This window comes from Clostridium minihomine (genome assembly GCF_900240385.1).
Lineage (GTDB): Bacteria > Bacillota > Clostridia > Oscillospirales > Acutalibacteraceae > Faecalispora > Faecalispora minihomine.
Genome location: NZ_OEQH01000001.1, coordinates 89038 through 105440, shown reverse-complemented (window position 1 = coordinate 105440; position 16403 = coordinate 89038). Strand labels below are relative to the sequence as shown.

The window sequence follows — 16403 nt, the reverse complement described above, 5'->3', positions numbered from 1 at the left end:
CACCGCCGAAAAAGCCTTGGGCTCTTCCAACGCCGATAACATCTTAGCGCAGGTATCGATCCGGCAAAAGCAGACAGTACGAACCTGTACCCTTCATTAAATCTGTTAATTTTTCAGTAAGTTTTTTAGCGTTTGTTTTTTCGGTAGGGGGTATCTTCCAAAGGCAGGCTCTGGCGGAACCTTCCATCCAGACGATAGTAAGCGTGAGCACAGGCCGGAGCAGTGGGAATCATACAAAGCTCACCGCAGCCCTTGGCACCCAGCGAATAAGGCAGTTGATCCTTTTCTTCCGGCTGGCAGAGGATAACCTCTAGCTCGGGTGCCTCTGTGGCTCGCATAAAGCCGATTGTTCCAAACCTGCTTTTGGGGTAACCGTCCACACACTCAAACTTTTCGGTCACACCATAGCCAATTCCCATCACCATGCCGCCCTCGATCTGGCCTTCCACAGACTGAATGTTCACCGGTGTTCCCACGTCAAAAGCAGAAACAGCCTTGGTGATTCTTCCCTCTTCGTTCAGCACAATAACCTGTGCACCATAAGAATACGACACATGGCTAATCGGGTTTTCCTTGATCGCACCCAAAGGATCTGTTTGTGCAGAGTATTCGCCCAAAAACTCTTTTCCCTCCAACTCGGCAAGGGTTTTTCCGCAGTTCAGGGCGCATTTGAGCATTTCACCCGCACGGCGGGCGGCCTCACCCGTCACAACAGTCTGCCGGGAAGCAGTGGATGTACCGGAATCCGGAGTGCGAATCGTATCCGCAGCTTCAAAGACAAACAGTGCGGGATCCAAATGAGTCACATGGCAAATTTCTGTCAGGGTCATTTGTCCGATGCCCTGCCCCATACAAGAGGCAGAGGTACGGATATGAATTTTCCCCTGCTCCACAGACAGCAACACCCGGCCAATATCCTTTTTGCCCATTCCGGTGCCAGAGTTCTTAAATCCACAGGCAATTCCGGCATAAGGATTGGAATAAAACACATCTTTCACCGCGTCAATACAGGCGGCCATGTTGGTGTTGGGGTCAGCGGTTTGCCCGTTGGGCAAAATGTCGCCGGGTTTTATGGCATTGCGGCGGCGGAACTGCCACGGGTCAATCCCCACCATCTCTGCCAACAAATTGATATTCATTTCTGTGGCGAAACAGCTTTGGGTCACACCGAAGCCGCGAAACGCACCGGAAACCACGTTGTTTGTGTAAACCGACATACCGAAAATATCGATGTTCTGATAATTATAAGGCCCGGCCGCATGAGTGCAGGCGCGATGCAGCACCGGGCCGCCCAAAGAGGCATAGGCCCCCGTGTCGGCTATAATGATCCCTTTCATCCCGGTGAGGATACCGTTCTCATCGCAGGCTGTGGTGAACTCCATTTCCATGGGATGGCGCTTGACGTGGTAATTAAGGGATTCCTGCCGGGTGTACTTGACCTTGACCGGTTTTTTCGTCACCCACGCCATAAGCGCGGCGTACTGCTGCACAGACATATCCTCTTTTCCGCCGAAGCCGCCGCCTACCAGCGAAGCATGACAATGTACCTTCTCCTTCGGAAGCTGCAGCATCTGGGCACACTCTCGCTGCACGTCATAAATCGACTGGCTGGTCGTATAGATCAGCAGGCCGTCATCACCTTCCGGCAGGGCAACACAACATTCCGGCTCCATAAATCCGTGCTCTTGCCAAGAGGTTTTGTATTTCCGTGTCACTACATATTTAGATTTTTTAATCGCATCGTCCGCATTGCCCCGCACCAGATTGGCGCGGCTCATCACATTCCCATCCTCGTGAATCAGGGGCGCGTCGCCCTTCAGCGCATCAAAGGGGGTGGTAACGGGTTCCAGCTCTGTATAATCGACTTCAACAAGAGAACAGATTTCTTCCAGCTTCTCTTTCCTGTCGGTTGCCACAACCGCCAAAACATTGCCCACATAGCGGGTGATATCGCCCACGCCCATCATCACATCCCAGTCCTGCTTAATGTGGCCGATTTTATTGCACGGAACATCTTCTTTGACAAGAACCTCGACACAGTCAGGGTGCGCCATTGCTTTGCTCACATCCAGCCGATCAATGCGGGCACGGGGATATTTAGAATAAACGGGTTTGGCGTACAGCATCCCGTCCACCACAATATCATCGGCAAAAATCCCGGTGCCGTTCACCTTTTCGGCGGCATCGATCCGCTTGGCGTGCTCGTTCATATGCAGCACAGTGGGGGTGGGCGGAATCGCCTTTTTCCCGCGGAAAAATTCTGCCGCCATCAGAATGGCATCCTCAATTTTCTTGTAACCGGTGCAGCGGCAAAGGTTCCCCTTAATTGCCTGTTTTACTTCGGTACGGGTCGGGTTTTGATTGACATCCAAAAGGCTTTTTGCAGAAATGACCATGCCGGGAATACAGAAACCGCACTGAACCGCCCCTGCCTCTGCAAAGCAATGCTCATAAATCTTCATTTCCTCTGGGTCGATCCCCTCAACCGTAAGAACTTTTTTGCCCTGTAACTTGCTCAGGGGCATCACACAGGCTTTTGTCTTTACGCCGTCCACCAGTACTGTGCAGGTTCCACAGGCGCCTTCACTGCACCCGTCTTTGGTGGCGGTCAGGTGCAGATCATCCCGCAAAAAAAGCAGCAGCTTTTTATCGTGAGCAGATTCGTACTCTTTCCCGTTGATACAAACTGTATACATCTCATTCTCCCTTTCAGAAACCCTGCATCACACAACTGCAGGGTTTCACTCCGAATTAAATGCCAAACTGAGTCAAAAATTCATCCAGCAAATTCATGCAGACCTTTTTTCGGTATTCCGCCGATACACGGCCCCGCGTAAGAACCATTCGGTCGGCATAGGCTTTGAGATATTCGTCTTTCAGCGCCTTGGCCTCTTCCAGTGATTTTCCAAGCATCCGGCTTTCCAAATCCTGAAACCGCAACACGGTATCCGCTACGGCACCAAAGGCTGCGGCAATGTTTGTAATCTTTCCGTCCTCTGCCGCAAAAACGCCTGCAAAAGCAACGCGAGAGATGGCCAAGGCATTGCGCCCGCCGACCTTTTGATAGTAATACCTTTCCAGCCCGGTATTAGGCAGCAGAACTTCCACAATCAGTTCGTCTTCGGCTAAATCCAGCTTCTTACGGCCAAGATAGAACCGGTCCACGTCCACAATACGTTCGCCGCGCACAGACAGCAGCCGCAGTTTTGCATCCGCCACATATTCAATCAGAACCGAGTCAGCCTTGGCAGAACCGTTCCCCAAATTCCCACCAAACGTGCCGGCATTGCGGATAGCAGGCGCTGCAATCAGCGAAACAGCGTCTTTCATAATTGGGGGAACGCGGCTGTCAGCCAGCGCTTGGGTAAAGGTGACTCCCGCACCGATGCGGATGAAATCCTCATCCAGCGAAATTTGCTTTAATTCGGGAATTTTATTCAAAAACAGATAGGTGGCATCCGGCCGATTTTCTACCATCAGGTCGGTACCGCCGGTATAGGGGACTACCTTATGCGCTGCACGAACATCCAATGCATCCCGCAAAGAAGCAGCCGTGTATCCGTTTACCATAATCCATTCCCCTCCTTTGCAGCGGTTGATACTGCATTGACAATAGCGTTATAGCCCGTGCAGCGACAAAGATTACCGGAAAGCCCTTCTCGAATTTCTTCCTCTTTGGGGTGCGCGTTCGCAGAAAGCAGTGCCTCCGCGGCCAGCACCATACCAGGGATGCAAAAGCCGCATTGTACAGCGGAAAAACCCGCAAACGCTTTATCCAGCACTGCATAGCGCTTTGTATCGCGAAAGCCTTCCATCGTAAGAATGGAAGATCCCTCTACCGCACCCATGGCAACACAGCAGGAGTTGACCAGAACACCATCCATCAGAACGGCACAGGCACCGCACTCCCCCTCTTTACAGCCACACTTAACGCTGGTGGTGCGATATGTATTTCTCAGCACATCCAGCAGACGATCCGACGCACTGCCTTCATAGAATACCTCTTTGCCGTTGAGAATAAATCGAATTGCATCCATGATTATTCCGCCTCCTTGCTGATAGCCTTCAGAGTATCCTCTATCGTGAACGGAATGTGGTTTACTCGCACACCATTCCCCAGTGCCTGCTCCACCGCAGCTGCATATGCGCACGGCGCACCCACCAGCGGCAGTTCTCCCGCGCCTTTGGCTCCGTATGGGCCGTCACAATATTTTTGCACATACAGCATACATTGAAGATTCGGCACATCCTTGGTGGTGGGAATTAGGTAATCTGAGAAAGAATTGTTTCGAATCCGCCCCTTATTGTCGTAATCCATATTTTCAATGGAGGCATAACCGATGCCTTGCAGGAATCCACCCTCCATTTGCCCGATCACGATGTTATAGTCGATGGGTGTACCAACATCAAAAGAGCCATATGCTCCCAAAACTTTAGAAATTCCGGTGTAGGTATCCACTTCCACCTCAATCGCGCCGACTGCCCAGGCATAGGTGGGGTAAGCATCGCCTTGGAATTTATCCAAATAAAACGGGATCATGAAATCCGGCTCTTTGAAATGTTCCTCCACAACCTGATCCTCTCCGTCCTTCCACTGGCTGCGCAGCTGAATGGCGGCACGCCGCAGCAGTTCACCCACAATCATTAGGGAACGAGAGGCCACCGTGGGGCCGGAATCTGGAACGCGGGCGGTGTCGGGGTGGTTATAATACACTTTTTCCAAAGGCAGATTCAGTTCGTGTGCCACAATCTTTGGGAATGTGGTTCGAAGACCCTGGCCAATTTCTCCGTTTGCAGCCAAAATTTCCACTGTGCCGTCCGGATGTTTGTGCAGCTGACAGACAGCCTTGATGAAATCACGTTCGCCAGATCCGGTAAATCCCGCCCCGTGGAACCACATGGACATACCGATTCCTCTGCGGTAGCGCCCGGTTTGGGGCTTTTGATATTCCTGATATTTTCTGCGGAAGTCGCAGGCCTGATCCACCTGCGCAATCATATCGGGCAGGGGCACCGGGAAATGGTATTTGCCGGAAGTAGAAGTAGCATCACCCTGCCGCACCAGATGATCTTCCTTAAAATTCAGGGAAGCAACGCCAAGATCCTGTGCGATGTGGTTCATGATCATTTCCACTGCAAAAAATGTCTGAGGAGCGCCGAATCCGCGGTAAGCACCGGATGGAGTGGTGTTGGTTTTCAGCGCAATTCCATGAACATGCAGATTTTCGACGTTATAAACGCCGCTGGCACAGATGATTCCCCGCTGAAGCACAACCGGGGTCAGCGTGGTGTAAGCCCCGGCGTTGAATTTGACGTTAATATCCATTGCCGTAACTTTTCCGTCTTTGACGGCAACCTTGTATGTACACAACGATGGATGGCGCTTAGAGGTAAATTCCAGATCCTCCCTGCGGTCAAAAACACAGCGTACCGGGGCATTCGCTTTCTTTGCCGCCACAGCCACCTGACAGCCCAAAATCGAGGGGAAGGCTTCCTTGCCGCCAAATCCGCCGCCGGTTACATCCTGAAAAATATGAACCTGATCCGGCTTGCAGCCCAGCGCACGCATGACTGCTCCGTGAACATAATAGGCACACTGCAAAGAGCCGTGCACATACATATTCCCGTTGTCCTCCGGCTCTGCCATCATTCCCTGCGTTTCCAAATAAGTCTGATCCTGATAGCCTGTGAGAAACTCTTCTTCATAAATTTTATCTGCCGCGGCAAATGCCTGTTCCAAATTCCCCTTGCTGTACTCGTAGTTAAAAAACACCGTGTCTGCCTTGCGCAGATCAAGTACCGGCTCCAGCTCTTCATAAGTGACTTGAATTTCGGACAAAATTCGGTTCAAAACCTTCTCGTCCGGCCCAACCACCATGCCGATGGGCTCACCGATGTATTCCACGGTATCTCTGGCAAAAACCGGCGTGTCATCCAGAACAACGTTTACATTGTTGTCGCCGGGTACATCGGATTTGTCTACATAAAAATAACCTTCAGGCAGAACGGGCAACTCTACTTTCAGCAGCTTTGCCTTTGCCAGCTTGGAACGAAGCAGCTTGCCGACCAACACACCATCATCAGAGTAATCCCCTACATAGACAGAACGCCCAGACATTTTTGGCTCATGGTCCTTTTTCACCACCGATTGACTAATTTTTTCCATAGCTCAATCATTGCCTCCTAATTCATAAATTCATAAGTCTGCCTGCATTTCTGATAGTCGTGCTGTGTGTCAAGGTCTATCCAGACCCCATCATCATCTACCGGCACGGTGTATACCAGTTCTTTGTGCTGCTGCCAAAGCCGACGCAGGCCGCCTTCGCCATCAAAAGCAAGAATGTCCGGAATCAGGCGTACATCCACCAACGGCGGGTGTTTTCGGTATCCCCCAAGTGTTGGGAACACCACGCTGACCGCATTTGCGGGCCGTGCCCCAAGCAGCTTATGAAAGGTAGCCCGCTGCACAACCGGCATATCCCCGGGAAGCAGAAAAAATGCCTCGCAAAGCGGCAGGGCACGGCATCCGATTTGAATGGAGTGCATCATATCCGTTTCGGCGAAATCATAGTTGCGGGCAAAGAGCACCCGGTCCCCATATCTGCAGCGCAAAAGCGTTTCCAGCTCCTCGCCGCGGAATCCGGTTACCACGACTACAGACTGTGCCCCCCCGCTCAGAACGCTGCTGACTGTGTTTTCAATCAGTGTTTTCCCCCGAAACGGCATTAGCGGTTTAAAATCGCCCATTCGTGAAGAAAGCCCCGCGGCAAGGATCAAACCGCAGATGCTGTGTTGAGTATCGAACAAAAAAACCACCCCTTCCATTTGAAAACAGCCCTCTTAATTCTTGCCATAGAATCATGAGTATCACGCTACTTTCATTATGGAATGGGGGGGTTATGTTTGCAAGTTCTTCCACAAAGGAACTTGTAGAATTCTATCCCATGATTTTTGTCATAAGAAACGATTTTTGAAAATGGCTTTGCGCAAAACGAAACACTTCTTCCTCAAAGTGTTGAGAAGCCAGCAAAAATGCCTCTCCACGCTCAGTTAAAAAAGTGTTTCCGCCATGTTTTCCGCCTTGTCTTCGCTCTACCACAGAATAGCCCAACTCTATTTCCAGCCGGTTAATCATGTTCCATGCTTTACCGTAAGACAAAGCCATTGCTTCACAGGCCTTGCGCATATTGCGGGTATCCGAAATCAAAAACAACAGCAACTTCAGCCGCGCGTCAAAAAAAGCGGTTTCCCGCTCAATGCTTATATGAATTACCGGGTGAAGAATTGCGTCATTATGCTCTTCCAGCCTTGCTTGAAGCTGCTCTTCATTATGTACGCTGGTTAAAATCCCCTCGTCCTCCACTGGAACCCATCTTCTTTTTTCGTTCAAAGACTGAACTGCGCCGCGCAACCCGTCCTCACCGGCATAGGCCAGAATATCCGGAATTACACTTTCCAAAAGCATGACAGGATGGCCGCCGTTCCCCTGATAAGAAGGGGTTACAATTTCCCCCGGGGTGTTCATCAGCTTTGTCAATGTATCCGGCGTAAACATAGGCACATTTACCGGGGTAAACGCAATGCGATCGCATTTTCCATAAAGATATTGCAGCCCCATTTTTACAGAATCCAAAAGCTGCGGATGATCCGGCTGTTGGTGAGAAATAAAAATCACGCCGTAATTACTTAGCTGACACTTGACCTGTTCTTCGTCTGCACCGGTAATAATCACAATTGGGAAAATACCGGCCTGCTGAAAAGAGATTACAATTCGTTTGATAATAGGAATGGTGCCGACTTGTAACATCGGCAGTGCAGCCTGCTTGCTGGCCGCCGCAATTAACCCGCCAACTTTGCTTATTCGCACTTTTGCACCCCCTGTTATTCGTCAGTTAGGCTGTTTCGGCAGTTTTATGTTACAGGTATGGTTCTGCACAGCTGTTCTTCACTGAAAACAGCCGAACACTAGGGCTGGGTTCCTTGTAATAGACCAGACCCTCCATGATTGTTTCTGAATTTCCCTTTCGTATCCTTCAGACAACTATCTGTATCCCCGTAAATTAAATTGTAGCTATTGCACAATTACACTGTCGCTATCTTTTTATTATTGCACACTTTCTATATTTTCGTCAATTCAATTTGCAATAAGCCCCATAAGCGGAATCGGCGCCAGGCCTTTCAAAAGGAAAGGATGGGTGGAGGAATCCTCTTCGCCCACCCGTACCTTAATCCAATCTGTGCCGCCACTTTTTATTTACTGCCCGTAACGGCCTTTTCTTTTATCGGTGTTGCCTCAGCTGCTTCGCTCTGGTCAGGGCCCTGTTTTTTGGGCTTCAAATGGATGTGATGAAATAGAATGTTCAGAATCACAGCCGTAAAGGCACAAGAAACAATGCCGCTTCCACCAAACACTGTGCGGATAAACATAGGGGTATGCTCAAACAGTGTGGGAACTGTGGTTACAGCCAAACCGATTCCGATCGAGCACGCTACAATCAGCGTATTTCCCGGATTGTCAAAATCTACCTCACGCAGCATATTGAAACCGGCAACCGCGACCAAAGCAAACATAACAATGGTGGCCCCGCCAATCACCGGATTCGGAATAATGGTTGCAAGAGCGGCAAATTTCGGACATAAACCCAAAAGCACCAAAATAACACCGGCAGCAGCTCCCACAAAACGGCTGTAGACCTTACTGAGCGTTAACAACCCCAGATTTTGATTGAAACAGGTATAAGAAAAGGAATTGAAAACACCACCGATAACGGTCGCAAGGCCTTCTGCCCGCATGCCTTTGACAATTTCCTTTTTATCAATTTCTTTTCCAACCACTTTGCCAATTCCCAGATAAGTACCTGTGGATTCAATCATACAAATCAGCATAATGATGACCATCAGCAAAATGGGGTTAGCCGCAAATTTGGGAGCACCAAATATAAATGGACGTACAAAGCCAAACCAATGGGCGGTATGTACGGGCGTCATATCGACTATCCCCATAAAACTGCCGGCTATCGTGCCCACTAAAATGCCGATAAGCACCGCAATGGAACGAAGAAAACCGGTAAAAAACCTATTGAAAAGAATAATAATTACCATAACGATACTGGCCAGCAAAAGATTTTGGAGGGAACCGAAATTTTCTGAGCCCACTCCCCCTCCGATATTTTCTGCCGCCACCGGCAGAAGAGAAAGGCCGATAATCGTTACAACAGAACCGATTACCACCGGCGGGAAAAACCGAAGCACCTCGCCATACAGCGGAGACGCCAAGAAAACGATGGCACCGGCGCACAGAATTGCACCGTAAGCGTACTGCATGCCGTACTGCCCGCCAATGGTAATCAAAGGGGCCACAACGGCAAAAGAACAGCCTAAAATGGCCGGCAAGCGAATTCCAATCTGTTTCCCAAGCCCCAGCGACTGAATCAGCGTGGCGATACCGCAGGTAAACAAATCCGCCGCTACCAGAAGTGAAATTTGCAGCTCCGTAAAGTTCAGCGATACGCCAACAAGAAGCGGAATCGCCACTGCACCCGCATACATTGCCAGCACATGCTGTAGTCCAAATGTAAAAAGCTTTCCAACCGGCAGCATTTCGTCAACCGGTTCTGTAACAATGTTTTGTTTTATTTCCGACCCGTTGCTCTTACTCATTCATCATTCCTCCAAAGCACTAGAATAAAATAGTTTCTCAACGTGAAATCACCCAAAGTGGTATAACCATGAAAACCATTTCCCAAATTTTTTCGGTCCTTGCTGCTTTAGAAACACAATGCAAATTTCATCTGTAAAAGTCAGGATGAAATCTGCTGCCTGCGTTTGACTCTTTTTTATTGCAAACGATGTGCCACACCATGCAATTGAACATCATCCCTCTCTCAGTTCGCTGCATTTCTATCTTGCGGCACCCCAATGCAAGGGATGCAGTCAACAAAGTAGAAATGGGTAATCATACATTCTTAAAATATTTTAAACAGCTGTTTATTCCTAAGAGATAACCATAAGATGGAGGCAACGGAAAAAATAAAATCATTTTTCCCCCTCAGTATAGCAGTGTCATTATGCCATGTCAACAAAAATTTTTAGATTTATAAATATTTTTTATGCCCAATATGAGAACTCATAAAATAAAATTTTAAACAAAAATAGGATTAAAAAATGGTTTTTTTACAGCAATACAACGTTCGGTTTCAAAAAAACAAACGGTTTCCCTATGAAAACCGTCATTCTGAAAATTCTCTTACCCCAGAGAAAACAAAGGCGTTTTCCAGCGGTATCCCCTGTAACGTCTTCTGCAGAGCTGGGCAGGGGTAACTTTCAGCTCGTATTCGTCGTCAATATAACAGCATATTTCCCATTGAACTCAAAAAAAATTTTAGGTATAAAAGTGATTGCATTCTGCATGAAACAGAAGTTTAATTAGCAAAACCTGCGTTGAAATCCATAAAAAATTTGCAAAAAAAGAAACCGGTAGATTTCTCAACCGGTTTCCCGTTTTACACAATATGAATTTTTTTGAGAAAGTTTAGAAACTATTTGAAACAGAAGAAACCATTGCTTTTCATGCAACAGAACAAAATTAAGGAAAAGCTCATTTTAATCATCAATTTTATAAGGATGCCAACTGTTGGATTGTTTTTAAAGGTACCTTTCAGAGCCTAAAAACTCTTCTATTTTTCTTCAGAATCCCCTTTAGAAACACTTTCTTTATTTTTGCAAAAAGGAATTTTTCTTTTTTGACTATAGAGCAAGATTTGATTATTCTTTTTGGAACCACGTCAAAGTTTTGAAGCCATTTTTAAAAAAGGAAGTGGTCGGTTTTACGCCAATCTGTTTCGTTACGCAAATTCATGCGCCTGATGCAAACATTCCTATTGTTCTGATGCATTCAGCCACAAATATACGATAAAATCAGTTGCTGTTCATTGGTTTTTTAATTGGTTTCATAAGCCTTTTCATCTGATAAAATGCAGTGTTAACTCAAATGGAATACTCCGCTATTTCCAAATTCGAATTTTCCCCCTGCACCTATCTCAAAATGTTTCTTTGCAATGCCTAAATCAATCAAATCCATGGAATAGTCATCTACAATTTCGGCAATTAAGATGTTGTTCTCGTACCGAAATATTGTTTTTTGTGTGTTCTTAGCGCTTGGAGCAAGTAACACTACCTCCATTCCATTTTTGATCCATTGGGGCAAAGGCTGATCGCTTTTGATTCGTTCTTCTATGCTTTTCCCTTTTCGATGGGTAGCGGAACGAACCATTTTTTCGGTTAATGAAGGGGCTGCCACTTTGCCCATAACAACAACACACGCCAATTCTTCATCACTGTCTATGGTGAATTCGTCCGGGTCAAAGGTGCCACCCACCCAGCATGTTCCCAAACCCAAATCAGTAATAGCAAGAACCAAATCTTCTCCGTAATATCCAATTTTTTCTTTTAAATCTTTATCTTCTTTTTTTCCTTTCATCAAAACAAGGGAACGCACATTGGTAAACAGCCCATAACTTTTTCTTAACTTTTGAAAAGCACCGCTTCCATCTTCTAAAAATTCCATTCTTAAACCGGATTCCCCATTTAATTGGTGAATCAGCGAAATGATTTTTTCTTTTTCTTCTATTGTAAGCGCTTCCTGTTCAAACTTTCTTCGCGAAACTCTTTTTTCGATTGCACTGCGCATAAATTACCTCCAATACCTTCATAAATTCGCTTCTATCTCCATTCAATATCCACTTTTTTTCTGGGAACTGTCCGCATATATTGAACAGCGGGATATCCGATTGCAAGACAAGTTACCACCTTTTCTTTTTTGGTAAGGCCAAGCTCTTTTCGAATTTTCCTGCTTCGTTTGGCCGCTACAGCGAAAAACCCCACATACAGTGTTCCCAGCCCCATAGCCTCAGCCATCAGTTCCATATTCATTGATGCAAGTGAAGCATCCACAGCATCATCTGAAATAACAAAAAGAACAGTCGGTGCTCCATGGAAGAAAAAACCCGGTTCTAATTGGTATGTACTCAGATCATACGGAAAATGAATCAATTTACTCGCAATTTTGGCCGGATACTTCCACCTTTTAAATACTTTTAACGCATCATTTTCAAACATGGAAATCCTTTTTTGAGCAACGACATATCGTATCCTTTGCTTGTTGCCACCGGTGGGGGTAAAGCGCCCCGCTTCTATGATTTTCTGAATTGCTTCTTTGTCGACCTGCCTTGTCTGATAATGCCTTATCGATCGGCGAAATTGTATCGTGTTAAGAAAAACATCCTCATTCATACCAAAACTGTTTTTATCATATGCTTTGACTTCGTTCATATCATATCCATTCATAGTAACAGCGTCTTTCGGACATATCGCAACGCAGTGGCCGCATTCAAGACACTGTTCCGCCAGCATTACCGCTTTGCCGTTTTGCAGCACAAGCACATGATGAGGACAGTCTTTGCAGCACAGCCCACAACCAATACACTTTTCAACATCAATATTTACGATACGATTTTTATCCATTATTCACACCTCAATCTTCTTATTTCTATCATCAAGTTTATTAAAAAGGAATCGAAAGACGCTCGCAGCTATTTCGTTTTTAAGATCTGTTTCCGCTCTGCTTTACAGCACCGAATGTTTCACTTTTTTGCACAGCTTCATTCGGACAGTGAAAACAGCCCAGCAACCACATAAGCCAACTTTTTATTTCCGTACAGATGATATGTCTGTGGAAATTTCACTGATAAAATTCCTCCATCAAATCTTCGATATCCAAAACTAATTTTTTTAATAAATTTAGTTTTTCGGAAACATTGATATAGTAATAGTTTTTAGCCCCCTCTTCTCTCATCTTTACAATCCCTGCATTCTTCAATAGTTTTAATTGATGTGAAACAGCAGGACGTGAAAGATGTGTTTTTACAGTAATTTCGCCAACACGCATTCCGCTTTTGCAATCACATTCCATTAAAACCAAAAGGATAACTTGGCGGGTTGGATCCCCGATAGCCGTCAAAATCGATTGCGCACTCTTGAAATCTTCTTGTATCATTTTAATTTGTTCTGTTTTATCCACATTCCACACCTCATCTGATTGGTTCTTTGGTTCGCACGAATAAACCATTATAGTTATCATACCCTTGCAAAAAAACAAATACAACATTGAGAAAGCAAGACGAGACGAGTTTTTGCTGGCAAATTTTTTAAATTTTATAATATTAAAAACAGCCCACAAGGCTTGATGAAGCATCAGGCCTTGTGGGCTGTTCCTGTAATCTTATCTTATGGTCGTCCCTAAAAAATTCCCGAACAACAAGTACAGCAATTGTATTTTCAACTGAACTTGCAAACTAACACTCTAAAACCAGCTTACATTGGTTGTTTCAATTGTATCGACACGCCATCGGGATCATACACATAAAAATATCTGCTTTTAACATCGGGGCTTCGAATGTCAGATGGATGTAACCCCTTTGCTTGTACCAATTCATGCATTTGATCCAACTTATCGGTTATAAAGCAAAGGAAAAAACCTTTGCCCTCAAATTTCTGCATCTGGGGCGTACAAACCAATTCAATTTCTGTTTCTCCATTCCCGTTTGTCATAAATGCTATTTCTGCGGATCCATCTTTATAACGCCGGGAAATTTTCAGTTCCGTAATTGTCTCATAAAATTCAATGGATTTTTCAAGGTCTTTGACGATTAAAGTCAGTTGTTTAAAAATCATCATCCTATCTCCTTTTTTATTTTTTAATTTTCCTTTATAGCTAAAGACACTCGGGCTTCAGCTGACCTTTTCATAGAATAGCCTTGTTCAAAAATAATGTGTGAAGCTTACTCCTCGTTGATTTTTCCATAGTGGTACAAATAACAAGCAAGTGCAGCGCTTGATGTTCCTGTGGCAGATTCCTCGGGAATACCATATAAAGGAGCAAAGTTTCTACAATAAGCGTTATCGCCATGTAAGGATTTCAAAGAAAAAATATGGTATCCAACAGTATTGTACTGCTGGCTAATTTCTTTTACTTTTTTCATATCCGGTCTGATCGCATCTAAAATCTCAATACTTCTTACAGGAACTATACTTAAAATCCGCCGCATCTGCTTGTGATACAAAAGCAGTTTCACTGAATCCAAGAACAACAGCAATTTTTCTCATTTCTTCCTCAAATAATGAACCTGCGTTCATAACAATGCCTGCTGGGTTTCCACCTTCTTTTGTTTTCGCAAAAGAATTTAATGTGTATACGTTTATTTTCAATCATTCCGACGCTCAACACTTGTTTTTTTAATAGCTGCGCTAATTATAACATGACAATCCCTCTTTATCGATATATTATTTAGTAAAATAAAAACTGCTAAGGCTAAAAGCCCTCCATATACTGAGGATTTTAGTCTTAGCAGTTTGCGATGGAAGACATGTTCTATCTTCCTTCTGTTTTAACTTGATTTTCAAAGCCATGTTCTTTGTACCAGGCAACAATAGACGGAAAATCTATTTTTTGATTGATATGCATGCAAATTTCAACATGAAGTTCTTCTATCGTTGTTGCAGAAAGTGAATTTTTCAACGCCGTAACAGCATCTTGGAGATGTATCAGCAGTAATTCACGAATCGAGCTCCCTATGGGGCATACGCCTGATAAGGTATCGGGAAATTTGAATACCTCGCTTACATCATCCGTTTCCACAGCTTTATAAACATCCCATAAAGTAATTTCATTTGCGGGCTTTTTTAGCTTGGTATCGCCCGTACCACGCTGAATATATAAAATATCCGCTTTCTTTAGTTTTCCGTATATATTTCTTATAATGACAGGATTATTTCCCACGCTTTCTGCAACCATTTCACTGGTAACACGAATATCTGGGAAATATGCGATCATAAGAAGTGCATGAACCGCAATCGGAAACTGCGTGCTTACTCGCATAATTCTCACCTCCCTGTGTTATTGTAACAATACATATTACAAAATGCAAGAAAAAGCGCGGGGATAACTACATTATGCGAGCCAGCTTTTTGTAAGTTGATCAATAAGCTGACAAGCTACAATTTCAACGCGTATAGGCGACGCACTGTCAAAGTGCCCAGCTTGAATCATCTTTGCGATATCGTCGTCTCGATCCACACCATAAGCAACTGTTATGTCAACATTCTCAACCCGAACAGTACCCGCTTGCAAATTGTTCAGCTCATTTCTCTTCATATTCACAAAATCAGCAAACTCTGGTGCTTTCATATCACAAACACCGATATTTCCGATCGCTTGTGCACCATGATTTTCAGCAAAATCACGAATTGATTTTATTGCGTCCATACTGCCATAGGTAAGGTTAACGATGTAATCGATTTTTTCTGGCAGAGCAATGTCAAATGCTGTAGCATCATTAACATCCACCTGTATGTGATGAATACGTTCATCCTTAATTGCCTGTCGGTCACTTCTGCTTATTACATAGATTTGTGCCTCTGGGTCTCTTTTCAACCACTGCCTTGTAACCTCTCGGCCGATATAACCGTTGCCTCCAACTAAAACAATTGTTGTCATTTTAAATTCCTCCTTATAATATGTTTGTAACATTAATTATTACAAACATATTATAGTTCTTCTTTTTTGTAATGTCAATACTTACAAACTTAAATATTTTTTCAATATTATTTTTAAGTTAGGTTAAATAGTTTTCCCCAAATAAAAAAGGACGTGAAAGCTTTTCGCCCCCAAGTCCTCAATCTTCATGGATTTTTTTACTGTTCTTCTATGATTGAACTATTTTTCTTTTGCAACAGGATTACAGATTCAACATACTTCGTGAATTAATATCTACCATATTACAGTATTCGGATACCTATATAACATTTTATTTCTCAACTTTACAAAATCCTCCTGGGGGAATGGCATCCATTGCCTCTGATAAATATTCAAATTTTTCCCACTGCTATATAATTCAAACGCTTTAAAAATTGAATTAGCAAACTCTTTAAAAACATAACTCCCCTCAAACATTACCTTTTTTACGCTTTCGTTTTCTAATGCTTCAGGGTTGCTAGAAATCTTGTTCGAGTTTTTATATGCTTCTCCAACTATTATTTGTATTTCATGAGAATGTTTTGAAAATTTTAAAATATAGGCAGACATTTCATCCATACAACAGATTAATTTTATACAGGTCTCTTGATGGAACATTTCATTAATTGTTTTTAGAAGGCTCAACGAAATATCATATCGGAAAATATTTGAACACGATAAGAGAATCTCATTTCCATGGTTTCTAAATTTAAATTCAAACCACCCAGCATAAACGCTTATAATTTCAAAACCTTCCAATGCTTGTCCTCCTAAAATCATTATATTTATTTCAATGTATTCTCCAAAAGTACGCACGTCTCCACATGCCTAG

General features: G+C 44.5%; 16 protein-coding genes. All 16 read right to left on the bottom strand.

Annotated elements, in window-relative coordinates; translation table 11 throughout:
- Nucleotides 1-125 precede the first annotated feature (125 nt).
- Complete coding sequence (gene xdh / locus C1A02_RS00510) at nt 126-2696, bottom strand: selenium-dependent xanthine dehydrogenase (RefSeq protein ID WP_101696257.1); 2571 nt, start codon at nt 2694-2696, stop codon at nt 126-128.
- A gap of 55 nt (nt 2697-2751) precedes the next feature.
- A complete protein-coding gene (locus tag C1A02_RS00505; protein WP_101696256.1) occupies nt 2752-3570 on the bottom strand; it encodes an FAD binding domain-containing protein in 819 nt (272 codons plus the stop codon).
- Nucleotides 3564-4037 (bottom strand): (2Fe-2S)-binding protein, encoded by a 474-nt coding sequence (locus C1A02_RS00500; RefSeq protein ID WP_101696255.1) that lies wholly within the window; start codon nt 4035-4037, stop codon nt 3564-3566. The genes C1A02_RS00505 and C1A02_RS00500 overlap by 7 nt, the downstream gene beginning before the upstream one ends.
- Before the next feature lie 2 nt (nt 4038-4039).
- Nucleotides 4040-6166, bottom strand: coding sequence for a xanthine dehydrogenase family protein molybdopterin-binding subunit (locus C1A02_RS00495; RefSeq protein ID WP_101696254.1), 2127 nt, complete (start codon nt 6164-6166; stop codon nt 4040-4042).
- A 17-nt stretch (nt 6167-6183) separates the two neighbouring features.
- On the bottom strand, nt 6184-6816 hold the full coding sequence (locus C1A02_RS00490; protein ID WP_243577899.1) for a nucleotidyltransferase family protein: 633 nt from the start codon (nt 6814-6816) through the stop codon (nt 6184-6186).
- 121 nt (nt 6817-6937) lie between these two features.
- Complete coding sequence (locus tag C1A02_RS00485) at nt 6938-7867, bottom strand: NTP transferase domain-containing protein (RefSeq protein ID WP_101696252.1); 930 nt, start codon at nt 7865-7867, stop codon at nt 6938-6940.
- A gap of 383 nt (nt 7868-8250) precedes the next feature.
- A complete protein-coding gene (locus tag C1A02_RS00480; RefSeq protein ID WP_101696251.1) occupies nt 8251-9660 on the bottom strand; it encodes a nucleobase:cation symporter-2 family protein in 1410 nt (469 codons plus the stop codon).
- 1321 nt (nt 9661-10981) lie between these two features.
- On the bottom strand, nt 10982-11689 hold the full coding sequence (locus tag C1A02_RS00475) for a nitroreductase family protein (protein ID WP_101696250.1): 708 nt from the start codon (nt 11687-11689) through the stop codon (nt 10982-10984).
- A gap of 32 nt (nt 11690-11721) precedes the next feature.
- Nucleotides 11722-12522, bottom strand: a complete 801-nt coding sequence (locus C1A02_RS00470) for a nitroreductase family protein (protein ID WP_101696249.1) — start codon at nt 12520-12522, stop codon at nt 11722-11724.
- A gap of 217 nt (nt 12523-12739) precedes the next feature.
- Nucleotides 12740-13078 carry an ArsR/SmtB family transcription factor gene (locus tag C1A02_RS00465; RefSeq protein ID WP_129588131.1) on the bottom strand — a complete coding sequence of 113 codons (339 nt, stop codon included), beginning with the start codon at nt 13076-13078 and terminating at the stop codon, nt 12740-12742.
- A gap of 293 nt (nt 13079-13371) precedes the next feature.
- Nucleotides 13372-13731: a VOC family protein gene (locus tag C1A02_RS00460; protein ID WP_101696248.1), complete on the bottom strand. Its 360-nt coding sequence runs from the start codon at nt 13729-13731 to the stop codon at nt 13372-13374.
- Between the two features lie 107 nt (nt 13732-13838).
- Complete coding sequence (locus C1A02_RS13670; protein WP_243577866.1) at nt 13839-14039, bottom strand: PhzF family phenazine biosynthesis protein; 201 nt, start codon at nt 14037-14039, stop codon at nt 13839-13841.
- Nucleotides 14040-14064: 25 nt separating this feature from the next.
- The gene (locus C1A02_RS13665) at nt 14065-14265 is read right to left on the bottom strand and encodes a PhzF family phenazine biosynthesis protein (RefSeq protein ID WP_243577865.1); all 201 of its coding nucleotides are present in this window, start codon (nt 14263-14265) and stop codon (nt 14065-14067) included.
- A 163-nt stretch (nt 14266-14428) separates the two neighbouring features.
- A complete protein-coding gene (locus C1A02_RS00450) occupies nt 14429-14935 on the bottom strand; it encodes an Rrf2 family transcriptional regulator (protein WP_101696247.1) in 507 nt (168 codons plus the stop codon).
- 72 nt (nt 14936-15007) lie between these two features.
- Entirely contained in the window at nt 15008-15553 is a 546-nt protein-coding gene (locus C1A02_RS00445) for an NAD-dependent epimerase/dehydratase family protein (RefSeq protein ID WP_101696246.1), read from the bottom strand.
- A gap of 273 nt (nt 15554-15826) precedes the next feature.
- Nucleotides 15827-16330 carry a hypothetical protein gene (locus tag C1A02_RS00440; RefSeq protein ID WP_101696245.1) on the bottom strand — a complete coding sequence of 168 codons (504 nt, stop codon included), beginning with the start codon at nt 16328-16330 and terminating at the stop codon, nt 15827-15829.
- Nucleotides 16331-16403: the final 73 nt, after the last annotated feature.